General features: G+C 45.9%; 17 protein-coding genes and 1 pseudogene. 5 read left to right on the forward strand and 13 right to left on the reverse strand.

Going from position 1 to position 22,676, the window contains the following annotated elements; genetic code table 11:
• Position 1: 1 nt before the first annotated feature.
• Together LOS79_RS23890 and LOS79_RS23895 are read right to left on the reverse strand one after the other, a co-directional pair.
• Complete coding sequence (locus LOS79_RS23890) at positions 2-424, reverse strand: VOC family protein (RefSeq protein WP_315422421.1); 423 nt, start codon at positions 422-424, stop codon at positions 2-4.
• A 129-nt stretch (positions 425-553) separates the two neighbouring features.
• Positions 554-811, reverse strand: coding sequence for a hypothetical protein (locus LOS79_RS23895; protein WP_315412874.1), 258 nt, complete (start codon positions 809-811; stop codon positions 554-556).
• Between the two features lie 250 nt (positions 812-1,061).
• Here LOS79_RS23895 and LOS79_RS23900 point away from each other — a divergent pair, with 250 nt between their 5' ends.
• Positions 1,062-3,506 (forward strand): TOTE conflict system archaeo-eukaryotic primase domain-containing protein, encoded by a 2,445-nt coding sequence (locus LOS79_RS23900; protein ID WP_315412875.1) that lies wholly within the window; start codon positions 1,062-1,064, stop codon positions 3,504-3,506.
• A gap of 282 nt (positions 3,507-3,788) precedes the next feature.
• On the opposite strand, the gene LOS79_RS23905 is transcribed toward LOS79_RS23900, so the two are convergent.
• A complete protein-coding gene (locus LOS79_RS23905) occupies positions 3,789-4,616 on the reverse strand; it encodes an Rpn family recombination-promoting nuclease/putative transposase (RefSeq protein WP_315412876.1) in 828 nt (275 codons plus the stop codon).
• A gap of 215 nt (positions 4,617-4,831) precedes the next feature.
• On the opposite strand from LOS79_RS23905, the gene LOS79_RS23910 reads away from it, so the two are divergent.
• A protein-coding gene (locus tag LOS79_RS23910) for an IS1182 family transposase (RefSeq protein WP_315412864.1) occupies positions 4,832-6,192 on the forward strand; the annotation gives its coding sequence in 2 pieces (ribosomal slippage) (positions 4,832-5,402 and positions 5,402-6,192; 1,362 coding nt in all).
• Between the two features lie 774 nt (positions 6,193-6,966).
• Here the strand turns inward: LOS79_RS23910 and LOS79_RS23915 are convergent.
• From LOS79_RS23915 to LOS79_RS23940, 6 genes are all read right to left on the reverse strand, one after another.
• Entirely contained in the window at positions 6,967-7,164 is a 198-nt protein-coding gene (locus LOS79_RS23915; protein WP_315412877.1) for a hypothetical protein, read from the reverse strand.
• A 143-nt stretch (positions 7,165-7,307) separates the two neighbouring features.
• The gene (locus tag LOS79_RS23920; protein WP_315412880.1) at positions 7,308-7,676 is read right to left on the reverse strand and encodes a hypothetical protein; all 369 of its coding nucleotides are present in this window, start codon (positions 7,674-7,676) and stop codon (positions 7,308-7,310) included.
• Positions 7,677-8,195: 519 nt separating this feature from the next.
• On the reverse strand, positions 8,196-8,828 hold the full coding sequence (locus LOS79_RS23925) for a hypothetical protein (RefSeq protein ID WP_315412882.1): 633 nt from the start codon (positions 8,826-8,828) through the stop codon (positions 8,196-8,198).
• Between the two features lie 26 nt (positions 8,829-8,854).
• Positions 8,855-10,102: an McrC family protein gene (locus LOS79_RS23930; protein WP_315412884.1), complete on the reverse strand. Its 1,248-nt coding sequence runs from the start codon at positions 10,100-10,102 to the stop codon at positions 8,855-8,857.
• Complete coding sequence (locus LOS79_RS23935; RefSeq protein ID WP_315412886.1) at positions 10,099-12,705, reverse strand: AAA family ATPase; 2,607 nt, start codon at positions 12,703-12,705, stop codon at positions 10,099-10,101. The genes LOS79_RS23930 and LOS79_RS23935 overlap by 4 nt, the downstream gene beginning before the upstream one ends.
• Positions 12,698-14,044: a hypothetical protein gene (locus tag LOS79_RS23940; RefSeq protein WP_315412888.1), complete on the reverse strand. Its 1,347-nt coding sequence runs from the start codon at positions 14,042-14,044 to the stop codon at positions 12,698-12,700. Before LOS79_RS23940 ends, LOS79_RS23935 begins: the two co-directional genes overlap by 8 nt.
• 475 nt (positions 14,045-14,519) lie before the next feature.
• Between LOS79_RS23940 and LOS79_RS23945 the strand changes: the two are divergent.
• Positions 14,520-14,798 (forward strand): annotated as a pseudogene (locus tag LOS79_RS23945) (IS3 family transposase); the annotation flags it as partial.
• Between the two features lie 234 nt (positions 14,799-15,032).
• On the opposite strand, the gene LOS79_RS23950 reads toward LOS79_RS23945, so the two are convergent.
• The 3 genes from LOS79_RS23950 to LOS79_RS23960 are packed head-to-tail and all read right to left on the reverse strand — an operon-like array spanning position 15,033 to position 19,819.
• Complete coding sequence (locus LOS79_RS23950) at positions 15,033-15,683, reverse strand: hypothetical protein (protein WP_315412890.1); 651 nt, start codon at positions 15,681-15,683, stop codon at positions 15,033-15,035.
• A 4-nt stretch (positions 15,684-15,687) separates the two neighbouring features.
• Positions 15,688-17,586: a hypothetical protein gene (locus LOS79_RS23955; protein WP_315412892.1), complete on the reverse strand. Its 1,899-nt coding sequence runs from the start codon at positions 17,584-17,586 to the stop codon at positions 15,688-15,690.
• Positions 17,567-19,819, reverse strand: coding sequence for a hypothetical protein (locus LOS79_RS23960; protein ID WP_315412894.1), 2,253 nt, complete (start codon positions 19,817-19,819; stop codon positions 17,567-17,569). Before LOS79_RS23960 ends, LOS79_RS23955 begins: the two co-directional genes overlap by 20 nt.
• A gap of 435 nt (positions 19,820-20,254) precedes the next feature.
• On the opposite strand from LOS79_RS23960, the gene LOS79_RS23965 reads away from it, so the two are divergent.
• Together LOS79_RS23965 and LOS79_RS23970 are read left to right on the forward strand one after the other, a co-directional pair.
• Positions 20,255-21,154, forward strand: coding sequence for a hypothetical protein (locus tag LOS79_RS23965; RefSeq protein WP_315412896.1), 900 nt, complete (start codon positions 20,255-20,257; stop codon positions 21,152-21,154).
• 507 nt (positions 21,155-21,661) lie between these two features.
• Positions 21,662-22,054 carry a TreTu family toxin gene (locus LOS79_RS23970; RefSeq protein ID WP_315412898.1) on the forward strand — a complete coding sequence of 131 codons (393 nt, stop codon included), beginning with the start codon at positions 21,662-21,664 and terminating at the stop codon, positions 22,052-22,054.
• 221 nt (positions 22,055-22,275) lie between these two features.
• Here LOS79_RS23970 and LOS79_RS23975 read toward each other — a convergent pair whose 3' ends face one another.
• Positions 22,276-22,500 (reverse strand): hypothetical protein, encoded by a 225-nt coding sequence (locus LOS79_RS23975; RefSeq protein ID WP_315412900.1) that lies wholly within the window; start codon positions 22,498-22,500, stop codon positions 22,276-22,278.
• Between the last annotated feature and the right edge of the window lie 176 nt (positions 22,501-22,676).

Genomic DNA, 22,676 nt, shown 5'->3' on the forward strand with positions numbered 1-22,676 from the left:
CTCAGCCTGCAACATTCACCTGAAAAGTAACACCGAACTTGTCCTTAACGATCCCGTATAAAGGGCTCCAATCCGTCTTCTGCAGCGGCATCACCACTTGACCGCCTTCTCCCAGAGCGGAGAAAATCTCCCGCGCGTCTGCCTCCTCAGTAGGATGAATAGCAATCTGAACCGTATCCCCATCCGCCTGATGCTCCGTCCCCGGAAAAGTATCAGAGAACATAAGATCAGCCTGACCTACCTTCAAATGCGCATGCATCACGAGGTCTTTCATCTCAGCTGTCAGCGGATGATCCGGATTCTCCGGCAAATCCCCGAACGTCATGATCCCGACGATGGTCCCGTGCAGCGCTTTTTCATAAAAATGCAGGGCCTCTCTTGTGTTGCCATTGAAAACAAAATACGGGTTCAAACCGATTGACATCATTCTTCATCCCCTCTGGAATAAGACTCACAATCAGCTTTATTATACACAAAAATTGAAGGAAATAAACCTATTTTTACGAACGTATGATCGTTTTTTTTGGAAATAGAAAGTTGAGAGATGGTACACTCAGTCAAGTTCTTCTTCATCCAGAGCTCCTAAATAATCACCATATAACTCCAGCATCTCATCTCCAAAGCCCCAGCCAATATCCTGACTGCTCTGCATCAATTCGTTGCATCGATCTATATACTTGTCTTCTAGTTGATTACCCACAATATACTTTAAAGCTTGATCATATATGCTTGAAATAGTATCATAGAATTTTTCATCTATGTCTCCATATGAAAGCGTAAAGTCAACTCCACATTCCACTGTAAAAATCATTAACTCTGCAATATGCTCTTTATTTGTTGCAATAACACCGAATAATAATGCTCTTGAATAATTGGATATTTCTCGACCAAATTCAAGATTTCAGCCTCAAGCTCTTCCTTCGTATGATTGTTTAAATGCTTTTTAATGGTTGAGTTTTTTAATTTTAGCATTAACTCGATCTCCTTAATCAGGCTAATTCCCCATGTTATTACTCTGCAGCTTACAAGGTATAATATAAATAAAACGCGAGGACCCATCAATGGACAATATGGAGGATAAATATAACGCGGCTCTGGCGCAAATTAAGGAACTTAAGCTGGAAGTCACCCGGTTGAGAAATCTACTGGGGCATTGGGATGATGACAATACAATAAGTACTAATGAACAAATAATTTCTAATTCCACCTCCCAGAAAAAAGAAAGCAAAGGGATAACCGTTCCAGAATCCATTGTCCACCAGTACTCCACCGTAGAGGATAAGCTCGCCCTATATAAAAGTTATTTTCGCGGCAGAGACGATGTTTATCCGATTCGCTGGAGCAACAAGCAAGACAAGTCCGGATATTCGCCCGCCTGCGCTAATGAGTGGACTTCCGTTTGCAAGAAACCCCGGGTAAAGTGTTCGGTTTGCAAACACCAGAGCTTTATGTCCCTTACAAACGAAGTGCTCTCAGCCCATTTAGATGCGCGGCAAGACCGTACGATTGGTATCTATCCAATGCTTCTGGATGAGACCTGCTGGTTTTTGGCCATGGATTTTGATAAACATGATTGGAAGCAAGATGTTACTGCCGTGATGGAGCTATGTAAAAGCCATAAAATCCCCGCGCTCTTAGAGCGCTCGCGTTCCGGCAATGGCGGACATATCTGGATTTTCTTCAGTCAAAATATTGAAGCGGCTACAGCCAGAAGATTTGGAATGACCCTGCTGAGTCTAACCATGATTAACAGATATCAGATCGGTATGGAATCCTATGACCGTCTGTTCCCCAGTCAGGATACGCTGCCCAAAGGCGGATTCGGCAATCTCATTGCCCTTCCTCTTCAAGGCGGCCCGCGTAAACTGGGAAACAGTGTCTTTGTTGATGAACGCTTTGAGCCCTATGCTGACCAATGGGAAATATTATCCGGGCTTAGCAAGATGGACGAAGACTTGGTGAAGCAATTTATATACAAGCACGGGAAGCATGGGCTTTTTAACAATGACGGTATTACAGCAGGATTAGACCACGACGCAGATGAATTAACCTTGTTACAAGAGAACCTGTCTCAGATCGAAGAGGTTCTAATGGAAACTTTGCCTACTGAGATACAAATTCTGCAATCGGATCGACTGTATATCCTTAAGTCTGGACTTCCCTCAAGTACAATTCATGCTCTGATCAAAATAGCTTCCTTCTCCAACCCTGATTTTTATAAGGCTCAAGCGATGCGACTCTCCACTTACGGCAAACCCCGGGTGATCTCATGTGCCGAGGATCTGGAGAACTATGTGGTTCTGCCAAGGGGGTGCTTGCAGGATGTGTTATCTTTTTTTGAGCATAATCAAGTCAAGGTATCGCTTAAGGATCAACGTTCATCTGGAACCTCAATAGAGGCTGAGTTCACCGGTACACTAACCACTCTTCAGGATACAGCCGCCAGAGCGATCCTTAACCGGGACATAGGCGTTCTCTCGGCGGCAACCGCATTTGGTAAAACTGTCGTAGCAGCCAGTATTATCGCTTCAAGAAAGACAAACACTCTTATCTTGGTGCACCGCCGGGAGCTTATGGAACAATGGCAGGAACGTTTGCAAGCCTTTCTCGAAGTCCCAAAGCAGGCAATAGGATTGTTCGGCGGCGGCAAAAACAAACGAACCGGCATCATCGACATTGCTGTCATTCAGAGCCTCAACTACAAAGGGAATGTTAAGCCCTTCGTAAGTGAATACGGCCAGGTCATTGTGGATGAATGCCATCACGTATCCGCCTACAGCTTCGAACAGGTTCTGCGGGAAGTCAAAGCAAGGTATGTATTTGGCTTAACTGCCACACCTAAACGGCAAGACGGGCAGGAAGCCATTGTACGGTTCCAGCTTGGACCTGTATTGTTGAAGGTGGATGCCAAAAGCCTAAGCAACTCCAGAGGATTTTCATTAAGGGTGGTTCCCCGTTATACTCACTTTCAGATCAAGCCTGGAGAACAAACCTCCGGAATTCAGGATATCTATCAGCAGCTTGTAGACAATGAGGAGCGTAACACACTTATTTTTGACGATTTGCTAACCTGCCTGGATGAAGGTCGCTCTCCACTGCTTCTGGTTGAACGAACGGCTCATGCCGAATATTTTGCAGAAAGGTTACATGCCTTTGCCAAAAATATAATTATGCTTAGAGGCGGAATGGGCAAAAAGCAACGAGAAGCTCTACGCACCCAAATGGCTTCTATTCCAGAAGATCAGGAACGTGTAGTTATTGCTACCGGCAAGCTGATCGGTGAGGGCTTCGATGATTCTAGACTGGACACCTTGTTTCTTGTCCATCCGATTTCTTGGACAGGTACTTTACAGCAATATGCAGGCCGCCTGCACCGAAGTCATGTGAATAAAGAAGAAGTGAAAATATATGATTATATTGACCTTCAGGTTCCTATGCTGATGGCGATGTTCAAGAAAAGAGTAAAGGGATATAGGAAGATGGGATATAAGGGGGCGGAGTTGTAATAAAGCGTATAAAAATAGGCTGGGCGTGTTGAACCCCTTTCCCTAAAGAGCCTTAAATCCTTGCTGGGAAAGGGATTCTGGAAGCTGATGGGAGTCAAACTGCTGTCCGAAGATAACGGCACATAAGCTTCTACGAGTCACCCTAGAAGCCCTCTGTAACCGGGTCCCCTTCGGGTCAGCCTGATTAGTTCTTCCGTTGACCCCAGGCGGAGACCAAGCGGTGTATCCCACTACTTGTTAGCCCCTATCCCTGTCACATGATCGGCTGAAAGAATAGGGATGTTAAAACCTTATAGACCGAATTTCATCCTCACTTAGACCAGTTGCTTTAGCGACAGCAGCATGATCCATTCCCATAGCCAACAAATTCTGGGCAACTTCTAATTTACCTTTTTTTATACCTGCCATTTCTGCACTTCCCAGCATAGAAGCCTCATCATGCAAATACTTCTGTCTGGCCTCATACAACCGTCTGGCTTCTGAATCCTGACTCAAATATTGCAAGGTGTCCATTGCCTTCTCCAATCCTGGCTCATTCATCTTCAGTACCTCCCATTGTGATATATCAGCACCTTTCAGAAACAGTAACCAATTGATGAGTCCGCCTTCAGACGGAACACTATGTTCATCCAGCTTCGGCAACTCCAAGAAATGAACCTCAATGTCGTCAATCAAGGATATTCCTGTCCGGTCTTCCCGCAGATGAAATACGTTATGGTACTGGTCATTCTTCAGAAATGAATAATTCAATATGTTGATCGTTACACATTTCTTCAACTCTGGATACTTCTCGCCTTCATTGAGCTGGCTGGCATACCGTTTACTCCAATAGAACAGCGTCCGTTTCTCTATATCGTACTTATTAAAAAGCTGCATCTCTATATCAATTAGCTTACCTTCAGAAGTCTTAGCGTAAACATCAAAAATGGACTGTTTGTCGAGCGGATCGTCTTTATCCGTATAGGGGTTCATCAGGATGATCTCGGTCAGTGGTGGCTCGCCAGCTTCGGTGAAAATACGGTTAAGGAACGCCAACAGCACATCCTTATTGTTCTCACTGCCAAATATCCGTTTGAATACAAAATCTACACGCGGGTCGAGTAATTCCATCGGCATCAGCTCCATTCATTAATATTTATTATAACATTTTTCATTTGAAATGGGCTTCGAGGGAGAATACCTAAAACGAAAAAAGACACCCATTAAGGTGTCTTCAGGCTGTCGAGAAAGTCTCGACAGCCTTCTTTATGTGACTTTGATTTCATACGACACCGCGTTAATGTTGTATAATATAGGTAACTATTTATAGAACGGATGGTGTCAGTATGCTTCGCTCCAATCGAGAAAAACAACAAGCTTATGAATTTGTTTCTATTGAAGATTTGGTTCCTCAAGACCACTTGCTTCGCAAGGTAGATAAATATATTGATTTTTCGTTTATCGATGAGAAGGTTAGACCCTTGTACTGCTCGGATAACGGACGCCCTGCGATTGATCCTGTCGTGTTATTTAAAATGCTTTTCATAGGGTATTTCTACGGCGTTCGTTCCGAACGTCAGCTAGAACGTGAAGTTCAAACGAATTTAGCTTACCGCTGGTTTCTTGGACTCGGATTAACCGACAAGGTTCCAGACCACTCCACCTTGAGTTGGAACCGGCGTACCCGATTTAAAGACACAAACATTTTTCAGGATATTTTCGACGAAATTGTTCTTCAGGCGATTTCGCACCGGATGGTGGGCGGACGAGTTCTTGTCTCGGACTCCACCCACGTCAAGGCCAATGCAAATAAACACCAATACACCAAACAACAGGTGCTGCAAAATACTAAGGATTATGTAGATGAACTCAATGCTGCGGTAGAGGCAGACCGGGAAAACCATGGAAAAAAGCCCTAAAACCTAGAGAGGAAGTGAACGAAGAAAAAGAAATTAAAGTGAGCAAGACCGATCCTGATAGCGGGTACATGATCCGCGATGGTAAACCGGAAGGCTTTTTTTATCTGGACCACCGGACTGTAGATATGAAATACAATCTCATTACGGATGTCCATGTTACGCCCGGAAATGTCCATGATTCCGTGCCGTATTTGTCGCGTCTAGACCGGCAGCAAGAACGTTTTGGATTTCAAGTGGAAGCCATTGCTCTAGATTCAGGATATTTAACAACACCGATTTGCCGCGGTCTGCAAAGCCGAAAGATTTTTGCCGTTATTGCTCACCGGAGATTCCATTCCAAGCAAGGACTATTCCCAAAATGGAAGTTTTCGTTTAACGCAGAGCAAGAGATGTATGTCTGTCCGGCTGGTCAAGAACTGAAGTACCGCACAACGGACCGCAAAGGATACCAGCAGTATGCATCTGATCCAGAGCAATGCAAAAGTTGCCCGTTTTTAAACCAGTGTACGCAGTCCAAAAACCACCGCAAAGTGGTAACTCGGCATGTCTGGGAGGACAGTAAGGATTGGGTCCGAGACAACCGGCTCAGCAAGTCGGGAAAGCAGTTGTACCGCAAACGAAAAGAAACGATTGAGCGAAGCTTCGCGGATGCTAAAGAGCTCCATGGGTTTCGCTATTGCCGGTTGCGCGGACTGCCAAATGTCAGGGAACAAGCACTGATGACGGCAGCCGTGCAGAACATGAAGAAGATGGCGATCCACCTGGATCGCCGGGAAAAACGGGGATAACCCCCTCGTCTTCCCATTGGCTGCTCGACTTTGAAATACAAAAGAAACCCAGGGTCTTTAAATGACCTGGGTTTCTCGACAATCTGAAGACACCCATTAAGGTGTCTTCTACTTTACTCCATATGGACCCGAGGGGAGTCGAACCCCTGTTTTATGATTTTTAATTGGTGTTACTTTTGATTAAAAAGAATCAGAAACCCTTATTCTATAAGGGTTTCCGGCTTTTTCAAATGTTAAGTCATGTTGCTTGGTATTGTCTAAATTTAGATCTGTTTCAGTCGTTTGGCTACACATGGGCTACAAAGAATCGAGGGGATTCTGGGGTGGAATACGGTAAAATTTATTTTGTGTTAGTGGACATTATGCATAACATATGCCGTATGCGGGAACCTACTCCGTTGCTATCTTCTCTGTTGTAATAGTCGAAAATCGCATAGAATCAATGTATCAATGTTCTTGTAGTCAGTTAAAGTAGTATTCTTTTAACTTATTGTACTCTATCACGAATTTTTGCGGCAGTTTACGGCAGATTTCCGGCTCTATTACAGCATATACTGTGCCAGCTTTTATCAACCGCTTCATTACGAAGCCGCCTCCCTAGCTAGCAATCACTTTACCTGCTCTTTCCACGATGAGCCATAAATGAATCTCAGCAAATATTATCGCTTTACTCCGGAAAGTCCAACCGGATTTCATTGTTACTGAATCGTTCGCCAGTTCTTTCTGTTGGATAGTAGTGAGGATAATTCCCTTCTGAATTATTTCCTGCCTCAATTACCTTGCGGCTTGTTCTGCTTTAGATCTTGTTCTAGCAAATAGATTTATTTCACCGCTTTTCGCACTTTTTAGATAAGTGGACCCAGCATTATCATTTGGAAAAGCTTCGGGATTCAAATAGACATCTCCTCTTCTTACCCAAGCAGCCCAAAAATTATATTTACTTTTTTTGTCACTAATATGGTCTGAAATCACATATGCTGTAATTGCACCAATAGCTATTGCTGCAGCTTGTTCTAATAAAAAGGCTAATAGGGCATCATTTCAACCCCGATACTTTCCCCCAAATTCTTGAGCCCTCAAAATCAAGGGGGTTAGTTTAGAACTTGATAGGATAATTATGTGGTGGCTCCATTGTCTTGCTTGCTCTTCCAGTTCAAAACGTTTCTCCACCTTCTGGTTTCCTCAATCCTTTGAACTCTTTCATTACGCCGACTTAATCTTTGATTATAAGCTTCTTGATCCGCGGGGCTCAAAGTCATTAGTTTTTGAATTGTCTCACTGATATTTTTATCGTACCCGCGACCATTATGCTCCTTCTCCTTGTAATAAGATCCCCATGCAACACCTTGATCCCAGGCACTTTGGAGTTCGTATGCTACTTTATCCGCAAGTTCTTCTGTCGGCAACTCCATTAAAGTTGTGTCGAATAAGCCATCAACTACAAGAACAACAAACTTGCTATCTCGAATTACGGATTTGTACAAGACTCCACCAACCTTTTGAATTGTCTTCAGGAATATGATCCACACTTCTCACGTATCTTAGTTGACCTCGAGCTCCAGTATTGATTTATCAGAGATCTGCCCATCACCTATCTCAATAACCGTCCATTCTCCGCTTGTGTTTTGGCAATATCCATCGTAAATAATCTTCTCACTACGCCTTTGCTAACTCCATAAACGTATCAAGCTTAGGAATCTCTTGCTTATAGACCGCATCATCCCAATACTCTGTACACTAAATCAAATTGTGATTTAGGAAAATAGCTGATGCTGATTCGATAAAGGCATACCGCTTTTCGGGTGCCTAGTGAGCTGCTCCAAATCCGCTTCACTGCCACAGATAAAAATCGCAATATATTTCTTCAATAAGTAGCTTACAAGCAGCTTACGTTCATAAGCATGGACGTCTCGGGCACATTCTGAATTTGACTTATTTAAGCACACTACCATACGCTCGGCCTTGAGATGAGTTTGCCGTCAGTTGAAGGGATTGTCTCCTTTTCAACAAAGCACTTCTGCCAGCCTTGGCACTATAAAAGACTTGTACTCCTCAGCCTGACACTTCATCTGTGGTTTGACATGCCAAACATGATAACTGTTCGAGTCGTCATTCTTATGCTTAGCCACCAAAACGGTTGTAACTTGCTGCACCTGCTGGAATACCGCCTTCTTTCGGCCGTTTAGCGTAGCGGACCCGCTTTCCAAAGACCAACATAACCAGATGCAGGAATAGGAGTTAGCTGCGGTAAGCAAGTTGATGTAGTCCGTTTCTAAGAATGGCTTCATATCAGAATTACTCTTTAACAGTCGGTATAGCTTCAATGCTACTTCCATGTTTCCGCATCTTACATTAAAGAGATTGGAAATCGTCACTCTCCCATTGAAGTTTGGGTGCGCTTGCGTAACGATAGCACAAATCTGTTCCATCGTCTGATCCAACTTGAGTTCTCCCGTTACGCTATCACCAGCTTTAACAAAGCTGTCCCACCTTCCCTCATTCTCCAATCGGGATGCACCGGGATTCATCATAATTAGAAGTACGGTTTTTTCTCTACCATCTTGAAAAATCAGCTGAGCGTCAGTCCGAAATATGTATCCGTCTCTTCGAACGAATGTCCCCATGGCTTTAACCAAATTAAGCCCCCCTGCAGCAGATTTGCCTATCCGATCATAGTTCTTAATTCCTGCTCCGCTAGTTCCTCTTCCTCATAATGGATGGAGTACACCTTTAGCTTCTTCCCCGGCTCGCCCTCCAAGTGCCATGATTCCAAGCATGTTCCACTCGAAACGATCCCCTCATGGTGAGGGTACAGGAGAAGAACCTCCTCAACAGCCTGATATCGAGTCAGATAAGCATACATCTGATAAAAATCCTCTCGTTTCACTCCATGTCTTGATCGCTGCGAGTGAATCATTTTCCACTTGGTGTCCAGAATAACCGACTTGCCTTGTCCGTTCACCACCAACAAGTCTGGTTCCAATTGAAAAACTCCTCTCGTGCTCCCCTCTCGAACGAGCAGCTTATGGCTTCTGTCCTTGATCGTAACTTGATCCCAGATGTTCCGGGCTAGATAAGCGATGTAAGCTTCGAACAGTTCGTTCATCTTAAACAGAATGGAGCTATTCTTACTTCCACCCGGCGAAGCGGTAGGGGTCGATTGGCGCAGCAAAAGCTTCGCTAACTGGAAACTTTCTTGATAGCGGCGATTAGTGCGATCGAACCATACGCGGTCCATTTGGTCTAGGGTTAATGGAGGTCCCGTCACATCGTCCATCAATAAAAGACAGTCGGTAGCCCGCTTCTTCGTTGGGAAGTATCGAGAGCGTGCGGTTATGAGCTGCAAGCCGGTTTTGAGAATCTGATTTAGAGGGTTAGACACCTGAAACTCATCATATGTACAACTGACACCCGGAAGCTTCATCGCATCCCTACGAAGCTGACGGCTTAGGTTGATTTTCCCCCTCACCAATTGCAGTTCTCCATCTTCATGCTGATATGAGCGATAGATGCCCTTGCGAAGTTCGCACGATATTTTCTCCGTAAAAAGGTATGCTATAATCTCGAACAGATTGAGTTTCTCGAGCTGAAGCCATCCGGCCTGACTCTCATGAATATCCAAGAACCCGGACCGCTGCAGCATCCTGAGCAGAACTCTTCTCGATTGTGCCGGGTCGTCTCCGGCCACCTTAGGCAAAATCTCAATGGAGCAACCCCGTAGCTGAATGAACCCCACGTAATTGATAAAAGTAACTTCATAACGTGAGAAGATGATTTCCGTTTCATCTAGACCGCTCGCACTAACATAATGAGCCAGTTCGTCCGCCTCCGCAGCCGTGAGGCTAACGCGAGTCAAGGAATCCGAGATAGGGATCGAGCCGAAGCACTCCGTAACCGTTAGATGCTTCATTCTTCGTCATCCTGTTCCACCGGATCAGCTGTCTGCTCATATATTCGTTTTAGAGCGGCTTCCGTTGGGTTCGATTGAACGATATACCGGGACTTTCGCGGCTCCATCAGGCCTCCCGCCCTCTTGGCAAACAATACACTTGCCCGCAACTCCTCGATATTAAGAAAATACGATCGATCCCCCAATTTACCAGCCCCTCCGAGAACCAGTTCAATCCGTTCCCAGTCATCATAGAAATATTCCTGAAGGAGCGGAATCACTTTCTCAAACATGACCTTTATATAAGCATCCGTAGAGGGCTTTTCCATTATAAAATACGAGTGCCCAATCACATGCTCCCGATCATAGAGAAACTCGATGCGCTTATTGATCGTTTCCAGGAGCTTTCGAACGTTGATTCCTTGCACATCGGTAGGAAGAATACCGTAATTCGGCAAAATCTCTTTAAACTCAAAACGTCTTCTGAGCGCTGTATCTAGTAAAGCGGTGGAACGGTCCGCGGTGTTCATAGTTCCTAGAATGTGAACATTCGAAGGGACTCGCAGTCGGTCCCCCGAGTATGGGAGCGTCACAGAGAGCTCATTTTTCTGCCCCATCCGCTTATCCGGTTCTATCAAAGTAATGAGTTCACCAAAAATCTTTGAAATGTTGCCGCGATTGATCTCGTCAATAACGAGAACATACTGCTGGTCCTGGCTGTTATTCGATTGGTTGCCCGAGATCAACTTTTTCAAGCTCTCCATGTTCAAGTCCTTGTTATAGAACATATAAACAGTTTGTTGCGAAAACACCTTCTCCCGCAGAATGCTGTCCACGGGGAGATGGACTTCATTGTCCTCATATAACCATTGGACGCTGCGGAATTGGTGGTAACCAATCGTAGTCTCCGCCGTAAACGTATAGTCTCCGGTGATCTTGCCGATTGCCCGTGCCTTCTTGTTCCCATGAGAGATAATCACAATATCACCGATCTGCATCCAATGCTTAAACCGTTCTACGAACTCTACACCGTAAGGATTTTCCTTCGGGAGTTGGGACTCATAGAGCTTGCGAATTTCCTGTTTATTCTTGCAGGAAGAGAAATCTACTTTTTCTCCCCAACCAAGGGCGATTTGGTTGTTCTCGATACAATAATCGTAAACATCGTCCTCCCCGGCAAGAGTGTTTCCGAGAGACATTTTGAAAAACCGAGTCTTCTCCGGGTCGAAATCATAAGTGGTCTTCTTCTGTTCCGCCGAAGCCGCACGTGCCGCGCTGCACAATTGCTTGAAGAGGCCATCTTGAACTTCATAGCTGTTTTTCTCCTGACTGAAACGAATGCCCTCTACAAATTCCTCATAACTGAACGACTGGTGGAACGTACAGAACTTGATCTGATTGCTGTCTACATATCGGCTAAAAAGGCTCACAGCCTCGCCGCGGCGAGTCGGATTACTGAGCAAATCTGAGTCCACGGTCGGATCGAGAAGGGACAAAGCCTCGTAAATCACATTGTAAGTCTTGCCCGTTCCTGGTGGGCCGTAGAGGATTTTATTAAACGATTGATTTTTGGCCATAGGGGCGACTCCTCCTGTATCCTTGATTAGTTGATCAGCGAAAAAGACTACATGATAAGCGTCCATCAAATCGCGAACGCTATCCGCGTTCGCTCGGGCATATTCCAGAACGAGATGAGCGATCTGATTATATAAAGCGTATCTCTCTACCACATCATTAGGCGCATTGAAGCCGAGTCGATCAGCGTAAGGCCCGAAATCGTTCGGCCGGTAGAAAACATACTCCTCTGGGCTATAAGAAGCCAGAAGCATGGCTAGTAGCTGAACGGGCGTCTCCGCTTTGCGTTTGTTCGGCGGAAAATGACTATTGTTCAAGAGATTATTGTACTCCTTGGCGAGGCGCCCCCGAACCGCCTCTGTGACGCCCTGATCGATCAATTCTTGCAAAAAATCTACACTCACTTGCGAAGTCGTATTCCGCAGAAATACGAGGAAGTCTTCCAACCAGACGGAACCTGCAAACAGTCTCAGCAGGTTTGATCTAACGAACTTGTAATTGCCTTGGCCTGAGAGTATAGAGATCAGTTCAGCTATGGCCACGTTGGGATTCGTATCTAGCTTTCTCAGAACGGGGCCCACTGCAGAGACAATCTCATCCTTGAACCGTCGCTCCACTGCCTGATAATTCTCTTCTTGGGTTTGCCTATATCGATTGAAGTTATTGAGGGTCTCCCGCATATACCGATATTCAATCGTTTTACCCGCATCCTTGCTCTGGAGAGCAAAGAGCTGTTTCAGAACTTTCTCGCTGTCCTTCTGCCATGCCTTACCATTTGGTCGGTCGTCCTTATAATGAACCATCGTGACGTCGGCAAAGTTGACGTTAGGGTGAGCTTGGAGAAGAAGGCGAACCCCCGTCATCTTAGACACATCCAGCCTCCCATTAACATCCGTAGAAGCGAGGACGGCAGTCTGTTCGAGCACCTTGACGTGATAATGGTTGCCTGTCAATTTGAAAGTCAATATGTAAAATTGCGTCTCCTTGTCGGAGACGTAATCCTTTCGCAGAATGCCAACTTCTGCTCTAGACATCATTTGTTCATTCATGGTGCGCATCCTCCCGATTTCCGACCTCGACGAGTAGCATTTGGAATTGTTCATTCTTTCCATTGCCTACGGTCAGATAGGCCTGCCAGTTAAGACGGTATTGCCCTTTCACCTGGATGACCTTTTCACGACCACTGGTGGTTCCAGCCGATGCGCCGTCCCAACTAAGCAAACCGTGTAGAAGACGCCTCTGATGGATGCGGAATGCTTCATCTATAGAGCCAGTGCGCGAGGACTTCATCCAATAGTTGTGGTCATTTGTTATCAGGAGGGCATAGCCTTTTGTTCCTGGCTTCTGAATGGCTACCCTTTCCAGTTTCTCGATATCACTCAAGAATTCATAACGTGAGATGTCTTGGGCAGCTTGATTCTTAAGATCAATTTCATTACCGTTGAAGATGGTTCGCAGCAAGGCGGTCTTATAACGAACCTCTATGGCCATAGCCTCGTGATCGTTATCCGCCCAGATATCGATCTTGGCTTGCCCTAGATCCAGGTTAAGTTGAACACGGTAGCCCTCGGCACGTAATCGCGCAGCGAGCTTGTCTCGTAAATCTAATTGTGAGCTGGGGATTGCACCGATGGACGAAACGATTAATGGGAATCCTGTTTGGGGCTCCGTCGCCACCGTTATCGTCTCTTGGGCAGCCTCAATCTTGCTAGTAATCCCAGTTTCCCGTATCGCTTGAACGGGCGACTGTTTGACCAAGCAGTTCCCAACAGCGACAAGCAGGCATCGGATACTCCCGGCTGAAGTGGAAACCAATTCACTATAAGGCTGCCAGTTCAGCCTATAAGCGCCTTCCAACACAATGGGCTCCTCCCTCCCTTTCATCGTTCCTTCCCCCGTCTCTTCGCTCCACGGCAGAGTTCCAGTGACAAGCCTTCCATCGTGTAAACGAAATGCCTGATCGGCAGTAACCTTATCCACCCTAGGCTCCTGATAGTAGGAAGTATCATTGGTCAGGAAAATCAACCACCCCTCATCAACCAAGCCCAGCTTCACCATCTGCTCCAGCCGCTGCAAATCCTTCAGAACGTCGTACCGCCCAATATCTTGGGCACCCTGATTCAACAGAGAGTAGGTCTCCCCATCGAACGTATAATCAATCGCTCTCATTTTGTACTTGAGTTCAATCGCCGTTCTACGTCCATCCCGCTCTACCCAAATATCCAGATACGTTCTCTTCTTCGGATCGATTTCCATTCGCCGTTCCAATCGAATCTTACAGTCATAATGCTCCCGAAGCTCCCAAGCCAGCGCAAATTGAAAATCCGCTTCATTATGAAAAATCGGTCTCTTCCCAGTTAAAGCATTCATTAAAGCTTGTATGTCCACTCTTAATCCCTCCGGTGTTTGCGATTTGATATAATTAAACCACATGTTTCTGACGATGGGATGTCATGGAATGTATGTCCCTGTGGAAGGATTATCTAATCTTGTTATTTCGACACATTTTACACACGTCCTTTTAGGAATAGAAAAAAACCACTCCAGCTTCAATGAATTGAGGAAGGAATGACTCACTAATCAAACGTTGGCTGGAAGGCAGAATATCGAGATGGATTGATTAATTGAAGCATTGCTGGGCTAGGCATATAAAGCGGGTGTACGTAAGCTATTTGGGGTAAAACCGGAGCCTAAAGAAGAGATGACTACGGCAGGCTGTTTAGGCTGTCTCACCTATCTACTAACGGCAATCCTATACCCGGTCGACATTCAACGGCTTAAGCCACGGTTGAATACGAGATCGTTTACGAGCATATTTACACTTGGCCGAATTATTTGCCCGGATTGACTATATGAGAGTCCCAAAAACACGAGGCAGTTGAACCATCAAGGGATCGTCATCTCCGAACGCACGGTCGGCCGGATCATGAGGAAACAGGGTTTTCGTTCGCGTACGGTCAAGAAGTACAAGGCGACCACCAACTCCAATCATACGCTGCCCATTCAAGACAACGTGTTAGACCGTGAGTTCCAAGCCACGAAGCACGGAGAGAAATGGGTAAGCGATATCACCTATATCTGGACCGTGGAAGGGTGGTTGTATCTGGTGAGTGTCATTGCATATCAAACGACAATGGAATGATGATTACGGCAATTATATTAGATACCTTCTTTTACGATTGATTCATGAGTCCCCACCTACAATTCATTATTGGTTGACGAGAATAGCATACTATAAATTACATTTTTTACATTAAATCATTGTGCGTAACTGCCTAGTAATGCAAAAACGGCCACCTAATGGTGGCCGTTAGCTAGATTGAGTATTCTTAATCATTTTGAGGGAGCATAATGACTTAGCCTCAACTAAGGTTAGTTACCCTCCAATCACAAACCTGATGGCCTCCGCAGCGATGATAGCTACCAGTAGGCCGAACATGAAGTTGCGAGTCAACACATTACGTCGGCGTTCCTCCTTCAGCGCCACCAGTAATTCCATGTGTTGCTCTTTAGCCACTGACAGCTGAACAGCCGCGCCTTCACGTATATCCGCCGCCGCCTCGCCCTGAGCAGCCATCTGCGCTTCTAACTGTTCAAAACGATCCATTAGCCTCCGATTCAGCTCATCCCACTGCTTAACCTGCTCCTGATTGAGATAGCTGAGATTATCCTGAATTGCAACAAAGTTATTTTGAAGTTGCACGAATACATCGATAACACCATGCAGGTCGACTAAAGATTGCTGATGTGATTCACGCAGCTCCTTTTTCATGTCGTCCAATGTTTGAAAGCTGTGTTGCGTAAACGCTTTGTGGAGTTCCTCCATCTTTAGGTCAATGTCTATTGGAACCTGCCGAATGGTCCCATTCATCGCCTCAATGCCCTTCTTGGACGTCTCATAGCTCAATTCCAGCCTGTCCACATGATCATTGAGCTTGTTCTTTAAATCCTCATAGAAAAGATCGTCGTTGATTTGCCGGAGATCCTCGATCGCCTTGCGATATTTTTCGTTCACTTTATCTGTCATGCGATTAACCTCCGCTTGTAGCTTGCTGTGTAATCTGTTGCTGCTCGTATCGTTCTAACCATTGCATATCCTGAAACATCAAGTTCCAGTATTGATGGTAAAGCCACTTCTCCGTAGCCGGCACGACTGGGGAGACCAGGTGCTCGTAATAGGTTCGGGATTGTGCCGTGAATGATTGCTGCAAATACAGATTGCGCTGCGCCACTCTACGCTTGTCTTGTTTCCAATCCAGATGGGACTTCACCATACTGTGCTCAATCCGCTCTGTTTCCAGTTCGAGTTCCATTTTCCTCTTATCTGCATGAGTTTTTTCCTTCGCAATTGTCCGGAGTTGCCGTTCCAGCCCCGCTTTATAAACCGCAAGCTTTGCTGCAAGATCCTTTTTCACTTTAGCTAGCGCCTCATATAGTCGGTCAAATTCCCTGTCGTTTGCTTCTTTCAATACCGTCTCGCATTGTGCAAGATCTTTTGAGAACGCAGATTCCGACCAGTATCGGTCAATAAACTTATCGATGCTTACGCTCGGCTTAACAAACGCAAAATTCACTTTCAAGCATGTTAGCTCATAGCTCTTGGCTGACCTCTCTAGCGTCTTCATGAGGTCTTTCAGCAAACGCTCGTAATCATTCGCAAGCTTGTCGACAGCAAGCATGAATTCGTTTTTCAATAAATTCGCTGAGCATTGCTTCCATGTACGTTCAGACCAGCCTGGAAACATATGTATGGATGGCTTCGTAAAGGTCAGCTGCTTCAAATACTGCAGATCGATTTCACAGTGTTCTAATGAATGTTCCAGCTTTGTCTCTTTAATCGCCAAAACTTTCTGGCTCGTCATATTTTCTTTCAGCATTTTAGCGTTTTGTGCCAATTCCTGCTTGTACATGATTGATGCCTCATGGCTTCGCTTCTCCACAAGCCCGTCGAGGTCCATCATCCGAATAATATGATGACGTGGTGAACAGGTGGCACTTAAATCTTGAATGAGCTGCGAGTAGATCGCGTCGACCAGTGGCTTGGATTTTCGGTAGAGTTCAGGGTCATTTCGCTCAATAGAGTCCCAGGAATCTCCGAACTCCAAAGGATAGACCTCTACCCTACAGCTTCTGTCGTCAGCGAGTAGTCGGGTCAGCTCATGGCGGTATTCCTGCTGTAGTTCTACCGGTGACGGGTAGGCGTCCTGGGTCAGTCGCCGTTTCACGGAAGAATCCGATATAGCTCTCGTCAGTACGATTCTGAACTTGCTGGGCTGCCACTGCCAATCCCTGACATGTTCCTGTTGGAGTTGAGTCAATTGCACGAGTTGACTGGATATCTCCATCAGGATGCATACATTGCAGTGTGGGAGATAATCCTTCAAGCAACGATCCACGTGCGCCTTCTCTCGCTCTTCTTTGCCGTCATCGCCAGGCAGATCCAGAATTTCAATCGTCTGCTCGCGCCTTGCAAGCTCAGTCTGGTCGAATAGAAACCTCGCAAGCTGAATCGTGATCGGTCGAGTCGGATAGGATTCCTCCGATTCAACAGTCTCTCGAAGCTCAGTCATCACCTCAGCAAGTTGAGGCAAGTCCGCACAGGAACGCACCTGCCCGCCCGGAAAATACACATGAAATATATCATCCTCGGATTGCCGGTAGTTTGTACTGGTCACCGTCGCTGAGTTCCCGACGGCACGGTTCCCACGCAACGCCTTCGAAAGAGCGACGAGATGCATATCGCGGATCCCGAGAATTTTCAGGATCAACGTCGTTTTCCCGACCTGAGTGGGACCGTAAACGCCGATCGTCACCCGTTGTTTATTATCCCCTCTCTCTTGTAGCCCAAGAAATCCGCTCTGGAATTCCTCTACGCCACTCATCGTCCAATCCCAGCGCTCCGCGTCAAGCTTACAAAGTAAGTCCAGCATGTCTCAAGACCAGTTGCTTCTGAATAATGGCGTTTAGCTTCTTGATGCGACGGGATGCATACTGAATCTTCTCGAGATAACCGTCCTGGTCATAAGCGCCGATACGCCGCTGATGGACCTCACGAAGCTTGTCTGCCATCGTTTCAAGTGTGTTCCGTAAGGAGTTGACGAACGCTTCCGCCTGCAGAGCCGGTAACAAATCAATGACGTTACGTCCAGCCTGCGAAAGCTCCAACTGGTAACGATTCGTCTCCTGTACCCCCTTTTGTATCGCATTCACTGCATAGACGGTCGCGAAGCCGGCACCCAGCATTGTAACCAGCCCGAGTGGCGATACCGTGATGCCGAGACCAGCCAGCGCTTTAGTCGCATTGTTGAGGATGTCGCTTTCTCCGTCAACCACGATATCCACTCCAAGGATAACAGGGATAATTTTCAGTACTAAGGGAGAAAGCTTTTTAAGCGTGTCAAGATGTCCAGAGAATGTCTCTACGTCCTTAATCGTCTTATCCATCGCTTTTATCTGATCCTGGCCGATCGGCACTCCCAAGCGCATCATTTCCTGTATGTCGCTTGCCTCGGCGAGCAACGGCTGAGCCACAAGCGACTGGCCTCCAAGCATGAAGCCGATGGTTACCAACGCCTTCAGGTCGTCACGGTCAAGTGGGTCTACGATCGTATCTCCATGTTTCGCGAGATCGAAGAAGCGATCAATCTTCGCCAGAGCGCTTCGGTTGAGCTTCGCATGTGCGGACGAAACGACTGACACTCCGGGGACTTCTCTCACCTTCCCTGCCGTTACTCCGGGTGAGCCAGGAGTGATCGGAACCGCCGGTATGATCGAAAGCGGCTGAATTACCGGAACTTCCAGTATGCCCGAGGACGCAACGCTTGGTTTCTCCGCCTGCCCGTTCGGTAGCCCTAGTAACTCTGCGTTTCTACTGGCGTACGCATCCACGCTACGAATGATTGTCTCATCCGGTTTCTCCACCGCTGACTGCAGCCAGGCATCTTCAATCGCACGCTGTAGCTTCTCCTGTTCTTCCAGAGCATTCGGCGTAAATCGGGAAGTGAACCTTTTCCAGAAACTGTGGTTATCCTTAATATAGGTGTTGAAAATCGAATGCGCCTTCTGTGTCCGCGCGGTGAGCTTGTCCTTAATCTCCCGCTCTAGAAGAGCTAAGTCCTTCTCATATATACTTTCGAAATAATATAGTAGCTGTGCTGTGCTCTCGAAACTGCCGTTGTTGCTGCTTGCGATATTTTGAATCTCTTCAGCTTTCAACAGTTGATCAAGATGACCCAACTGCTTCCGGACATTGTCTGTTAACTGTTCCAAAAGCCGAAGCTGCTTTAGCTCACTTTCACCGCTCACATAGCCGTATTTCTGCACTGCCTTCGTTAGACTGTGTAGCCATTCCTCCCCAAAACTCACGGGATCGCCGGCCACAACGATTCTGTCGCTCTCCTCGATTCCAATACCGAAGTCTTCGCCCATTTGGGCCTTCATCGCCTCGTTATGCTCGGGGTTGATATCTCCGTGGGATAGAACGTAAATCGGCTTTACGTCCCGATAAACGTCTTTCACTCGTCTGAACATCGTCTCGTTACTCTGCCGGGCGTAAGTATCCTTGCGAAACACAACGATACTGGAGGTAGATAAATAGAGCAGGTGTAGAAGCAACTGCTGGGAACTCTGGCTGTCGTCTTTTTCGAAGCCCGGCAGCAGGGCCAATGACTTGCTGGAATCGCGGAAGTAGCGATTAGGCACTTTAAGTTCCAGCCAGATATCGTCGGTCGACGGATTGGAAGCAATATTGCGAAACGCAGCGGATTCCAGTGGCGTTGGTTCCAGTAAATAGTCCTCACCGCGGATACTTCCCCGCCAGACCTGACCTTCCGGTTGGCTGATATCATACTCGGTAATCAATATTGGAAGTTGCTCACCGCGGCCCGGATTCTCGGGAAGATATTGATCGTCTAGTTCGTACAGTCGCTTCACGATCGTCGTCTTTCCTGCACCCTGCAACCCGGTAACCGCTACAACCTGCCGTTCCTGCGTCAACACGGCAAGAGCGAACTTGTTATGTATTTCTTTAAGTTGTTGAATAAGTACACTGCCTTCGTCCGACAGGAAGATATCGAGCCCAGATCCGACTATTTCGCCTATTAGCTGTCGAAGCCGGTTACGCATATCGTGAAAAGCAGAGGTCAAATGGACGGTTTCTGTCATAGCTTTATTCCTCCAGTAGGTATCACGCTGTTTTTGTCTAAAGTCATGAGACATAATACCTATACTACCTTATTTTCGGAGATAGTTGAATCAGTAATTAACCGTATGGAAATCGATTCCATGCAATATTCACCTATTTATGTCTGAAGAAACAAAGTATTAGAGTGGCTCTAAAAAAATAACAGTGATAGCAAAGGACGAGGAAATAAAGCCCTAGACTGTCGCTGTTTCATTAAACTATTGTTCTGGATAGCATAGGCATTCAATGTTCTCAGACTAAATCTTTGAGTTCGTTTATCGGCTTCATACAAGTACCACCTTCAGAGTGAATACGAGCAGAATTTCAAACAATATCATAGCTTTTTTACTCCCCACAGATGAAAATAAAGGAGCAATTAGGTCTAAATCCTCCACGAATGAAAGGTGATCAGAAAGATGGAGCTTTATCACATTAAGGGGACGGTGGTAAAGACCGGGGCCATAGTTAATGAAGTGATAGAGGCTCCTGGTCCAAGAACAGCCCTACGGGCCGTTTTACGAATACATGGAAGATTAAAACGGAGATACGATATTTACACAGAATCGTTTTTAGAGCCTAATGCCTATCCTGTATCGAAACCTTCTGCCGTCATTGAACCTGTGCTTTGTGACCACTGCGTTTGCCGAATTGGGAAAACCATCCGTAATGGAACAGTTACTCCCGATGAATATAGGTTATTTTCTCTTTACTTTGAGCGGATCATTCGTAGTGCACTGCGTATGTGTTGGACAGATGTTCGGGACGTTCCGCCATCAGATATGGAAACTGAAATGATTGAGCGAATTGCGTTCGAATTTTTACCGCGCTTTGATGCTCGGTGGAAATTACGTCCTTTTATCAGACGGAATATTATTAGCCGGCTGAATAAGAGATGGAATCGTAAAAAATACGTGAATGGGAATATAGCTAAGCCTAGAGTGCAGATAGAGCAGCAGTATGCTATGGCCACCCTCAGATCACCGGAAAAGATAGATCCGGAAGTGACCCGGAATGTCCTGATTAGCACTGCACTCCGATTGGAGGATGAGGGAAGGACGCTTACCCGCGCGCAAAAGAAAAGCTACTATCAGCTGATTGTTCATGTAGGTATGCATAAAGAGTGCTTAAAAAGCTCCGTACAAATTGAAACGCTCGAACACTGTTATGGCGATAATGCCACCACTGAAAGGGAGTATGGTGTAACGCGCGGCCGTAAACAGGCAACCGTCCACCGGAATAAACGCCGTGCAGAAGATAATGTCCTTAAATATATTCGTAAGAATTTGCGGTATAGTATAAAAACGTCTGTTTTTTGAGGACAAGCCGGGGGAATTAGTTTTATCAGGGATACCCTGATTATATTAAGATAATAGATTAATAAATGACTCATATAGTTTTATCAATTGTATTCTTCTAATTATAGAAGCGTAATCAAAGAGCTCTGCTGGAGTAGATCTGTGCCTATTTTCCATGGGGCTTTTTCTGTTTGCTCAACCTCACATATAATTTTAAGCGGCTCTGTGTGTAACCTTGTAATGGTTATCATACAGGGCCTTTTTTGTGTTTAATTGGCCTTTAATAGAAGGATATCTAATGAGCCCCATACGTAGTCTTTTGGCTACGTATGGGGCTTTTTTTGTTTTCTAAGTTCACCACTTTTAACGCAATTCTCCATACGGCAGTAACTTTACTGATTAGGCAAAGGCCCAAGTGACAGTCTTCATTGGCTGCTACTTGGGCCTTTTTTGTTCTCTCGTAAATTTCTAGCGAAGCGCAGGGATGTTCTCCTGCGCTTTTTTCATTTCATTTTAAAGGAGACGAGTATGATGAAAGAACAAGCAATACGTAAAGCGGAAGATGGGCTGAGTGCTTCAGTCGTAAATAGCATAGGGGAAGTAACCCTAACCATTGTAGGCAGATGGATGTCTAAACAGGAGTACGACTCTATGATTAAAACAGGAAAGGTGATAGAAAGTTATACCGGCACCACGCATGTTGCTCATCCTGCAGACGTTAATGCATTTAGAAAACAAGCAAAACCAGGTTCAATGTATATTGAGTTTTATGTTCCCCAATCTGCTTTAACACAAACAAATGTTGGCTGGGCGAAAGTGGTAGGACCAAGTACACTGGAAGGCAGGCTCGCGGCTAGAAAAGGTGGGCGGCTACCAGAAATGCCTTCTGCCACACGCATAAAAATAGTAGATGTGAAATAGGGAGATAATTATTTTATTAAGCTGTGATACCCCACCACCCGGAATGGACCCATCAGGGAAGATACTCTGACGGGTCCATTCCGAATCTTTAATTCCTTTGCAAATAGGGATACCCGGTGGCATGGATGGGCAAAAAGAATGAAAAGCAAAAGGTAGGTGCTCAGACCTGTTAGTAGGCCTAAGCTTTTTGCTGCTTTTTTCAATAGGAACAATAAAAGAGTTTAGCTCGAGTAGAGACCGGCCGTGCCAGGATTATGAGCATAATATCCGCCGCCTGCCCCCAGCGGTCTGTCAATGGGTGTATTGCCATCACTGTCGCGGAAATATCCCTTTACGACCGTGCCGTCTTCTTTGATATATCCCTGAACGAAGTGAGGCTTCACGAAATGTATATCTCCGAGATCCAGCACCATCGGTTTGAAGCTATATTGATGTACATGCTTCAAGGGGTCCGCACTATGAAAAGCATGATGATTCGATTCTAGGCCGGCGGGATGATGAATCTCAAGCCCATTCAACCCGTCATGATGCAGTTCCGCGGTACGAGACTTAGTTGTTCGGAACAACAAAAAAACAGGCCTCTAGAATAGCTTTAAGGCTCGTTTCGCATTCAGTGATCTAT

It is taken from the genome of Paenibacillus sp. MMS20-IR301 (genome assembly GCF_032302195.1).
GTDB lineage: Bacteria > Bacillota > Bacilli > Paenibacillales > Paenibacillaceae > Paenibacillus_AQ.

Bases quoted from the DNA above. Each gene is read 5' to 3' on its own strand.
- LOS79_RS23895 (WP_315412874.1), bottom strand. From the start codon at position 811: ATGATTTTTACAGTGGAATGTGGAGTTGACTTTACGCTTTCATATGGA.
- LOS79_RS23890 (WP_315422421.1), bottom strand. From the start codon at position 424: ATGTCAATCGGTTTGAACCCGTATTTTGTTTTCAATGGCAACACAAGA.
- LOS79_RS23970 (WP_315412898.1), top strand. From the start codon at position 21,662: ATGATGAAAGAACAAGCAATACGTAAAGCGGAAGATGGGCTGAGTGCT.
- LOS79_RS23900 (WP_315412875.1), top strand. From the start codon at position 1,062: ATGGACAATATGGAGGATAAATATAACGCGGCTCTGGCGCAAATTAAG.
- LOS79_RS23905 (WP_315412876.1), bottom strand. From the start codon at position 4,616: ATGGAATTACTCGACCCGCGTGTAGATTTTGTATTCAAACGGATATTT.
- LOS79_RS23965 (WP_315412896.1), top strand. From the start codon at position 20,255: ATGGAGCTTTATCACATTAAGGGGACGGTGGTAAAGACCGGGGCCATA.
- LOS79_RS23960 (WP_315412894.1), bottom strand. From the start codon at position 19,819: ATGACAGAAACCGTCCATTTGACCTCTGCTTTTCACGATATGCGTAAC.
- LOS79_RS23930 (WP_315412884.1), bottom strand. From the start codon at position 10,102: ATGAAGCATCTAACGGTTACGGAGTGCTTCGGCTCGATCCCTATCTCG.
- LOS79_RS23955 (WP_315412892.1), bottom strand. From the start codon at position 17,586: ATGCTGGACTTACTTTGTAAGCTTGACGCGGAGCGCTGGGATTGGACG.
- LOS79_RS23935 (WP_315412886.1), bottom strand. From the start codon at position 12,705: ATGAATGAACAAATGATGTCTAGAGCAGAAGTTGGCATTCTGCGAAAG.
- LOS79_RS23950 (WP_315412890.1), bottom strand. From the start codon at position 15,683: ATGACAGATAAAGTGAACGAAAAATATCGCAAGGCGATCGAGGATCTC.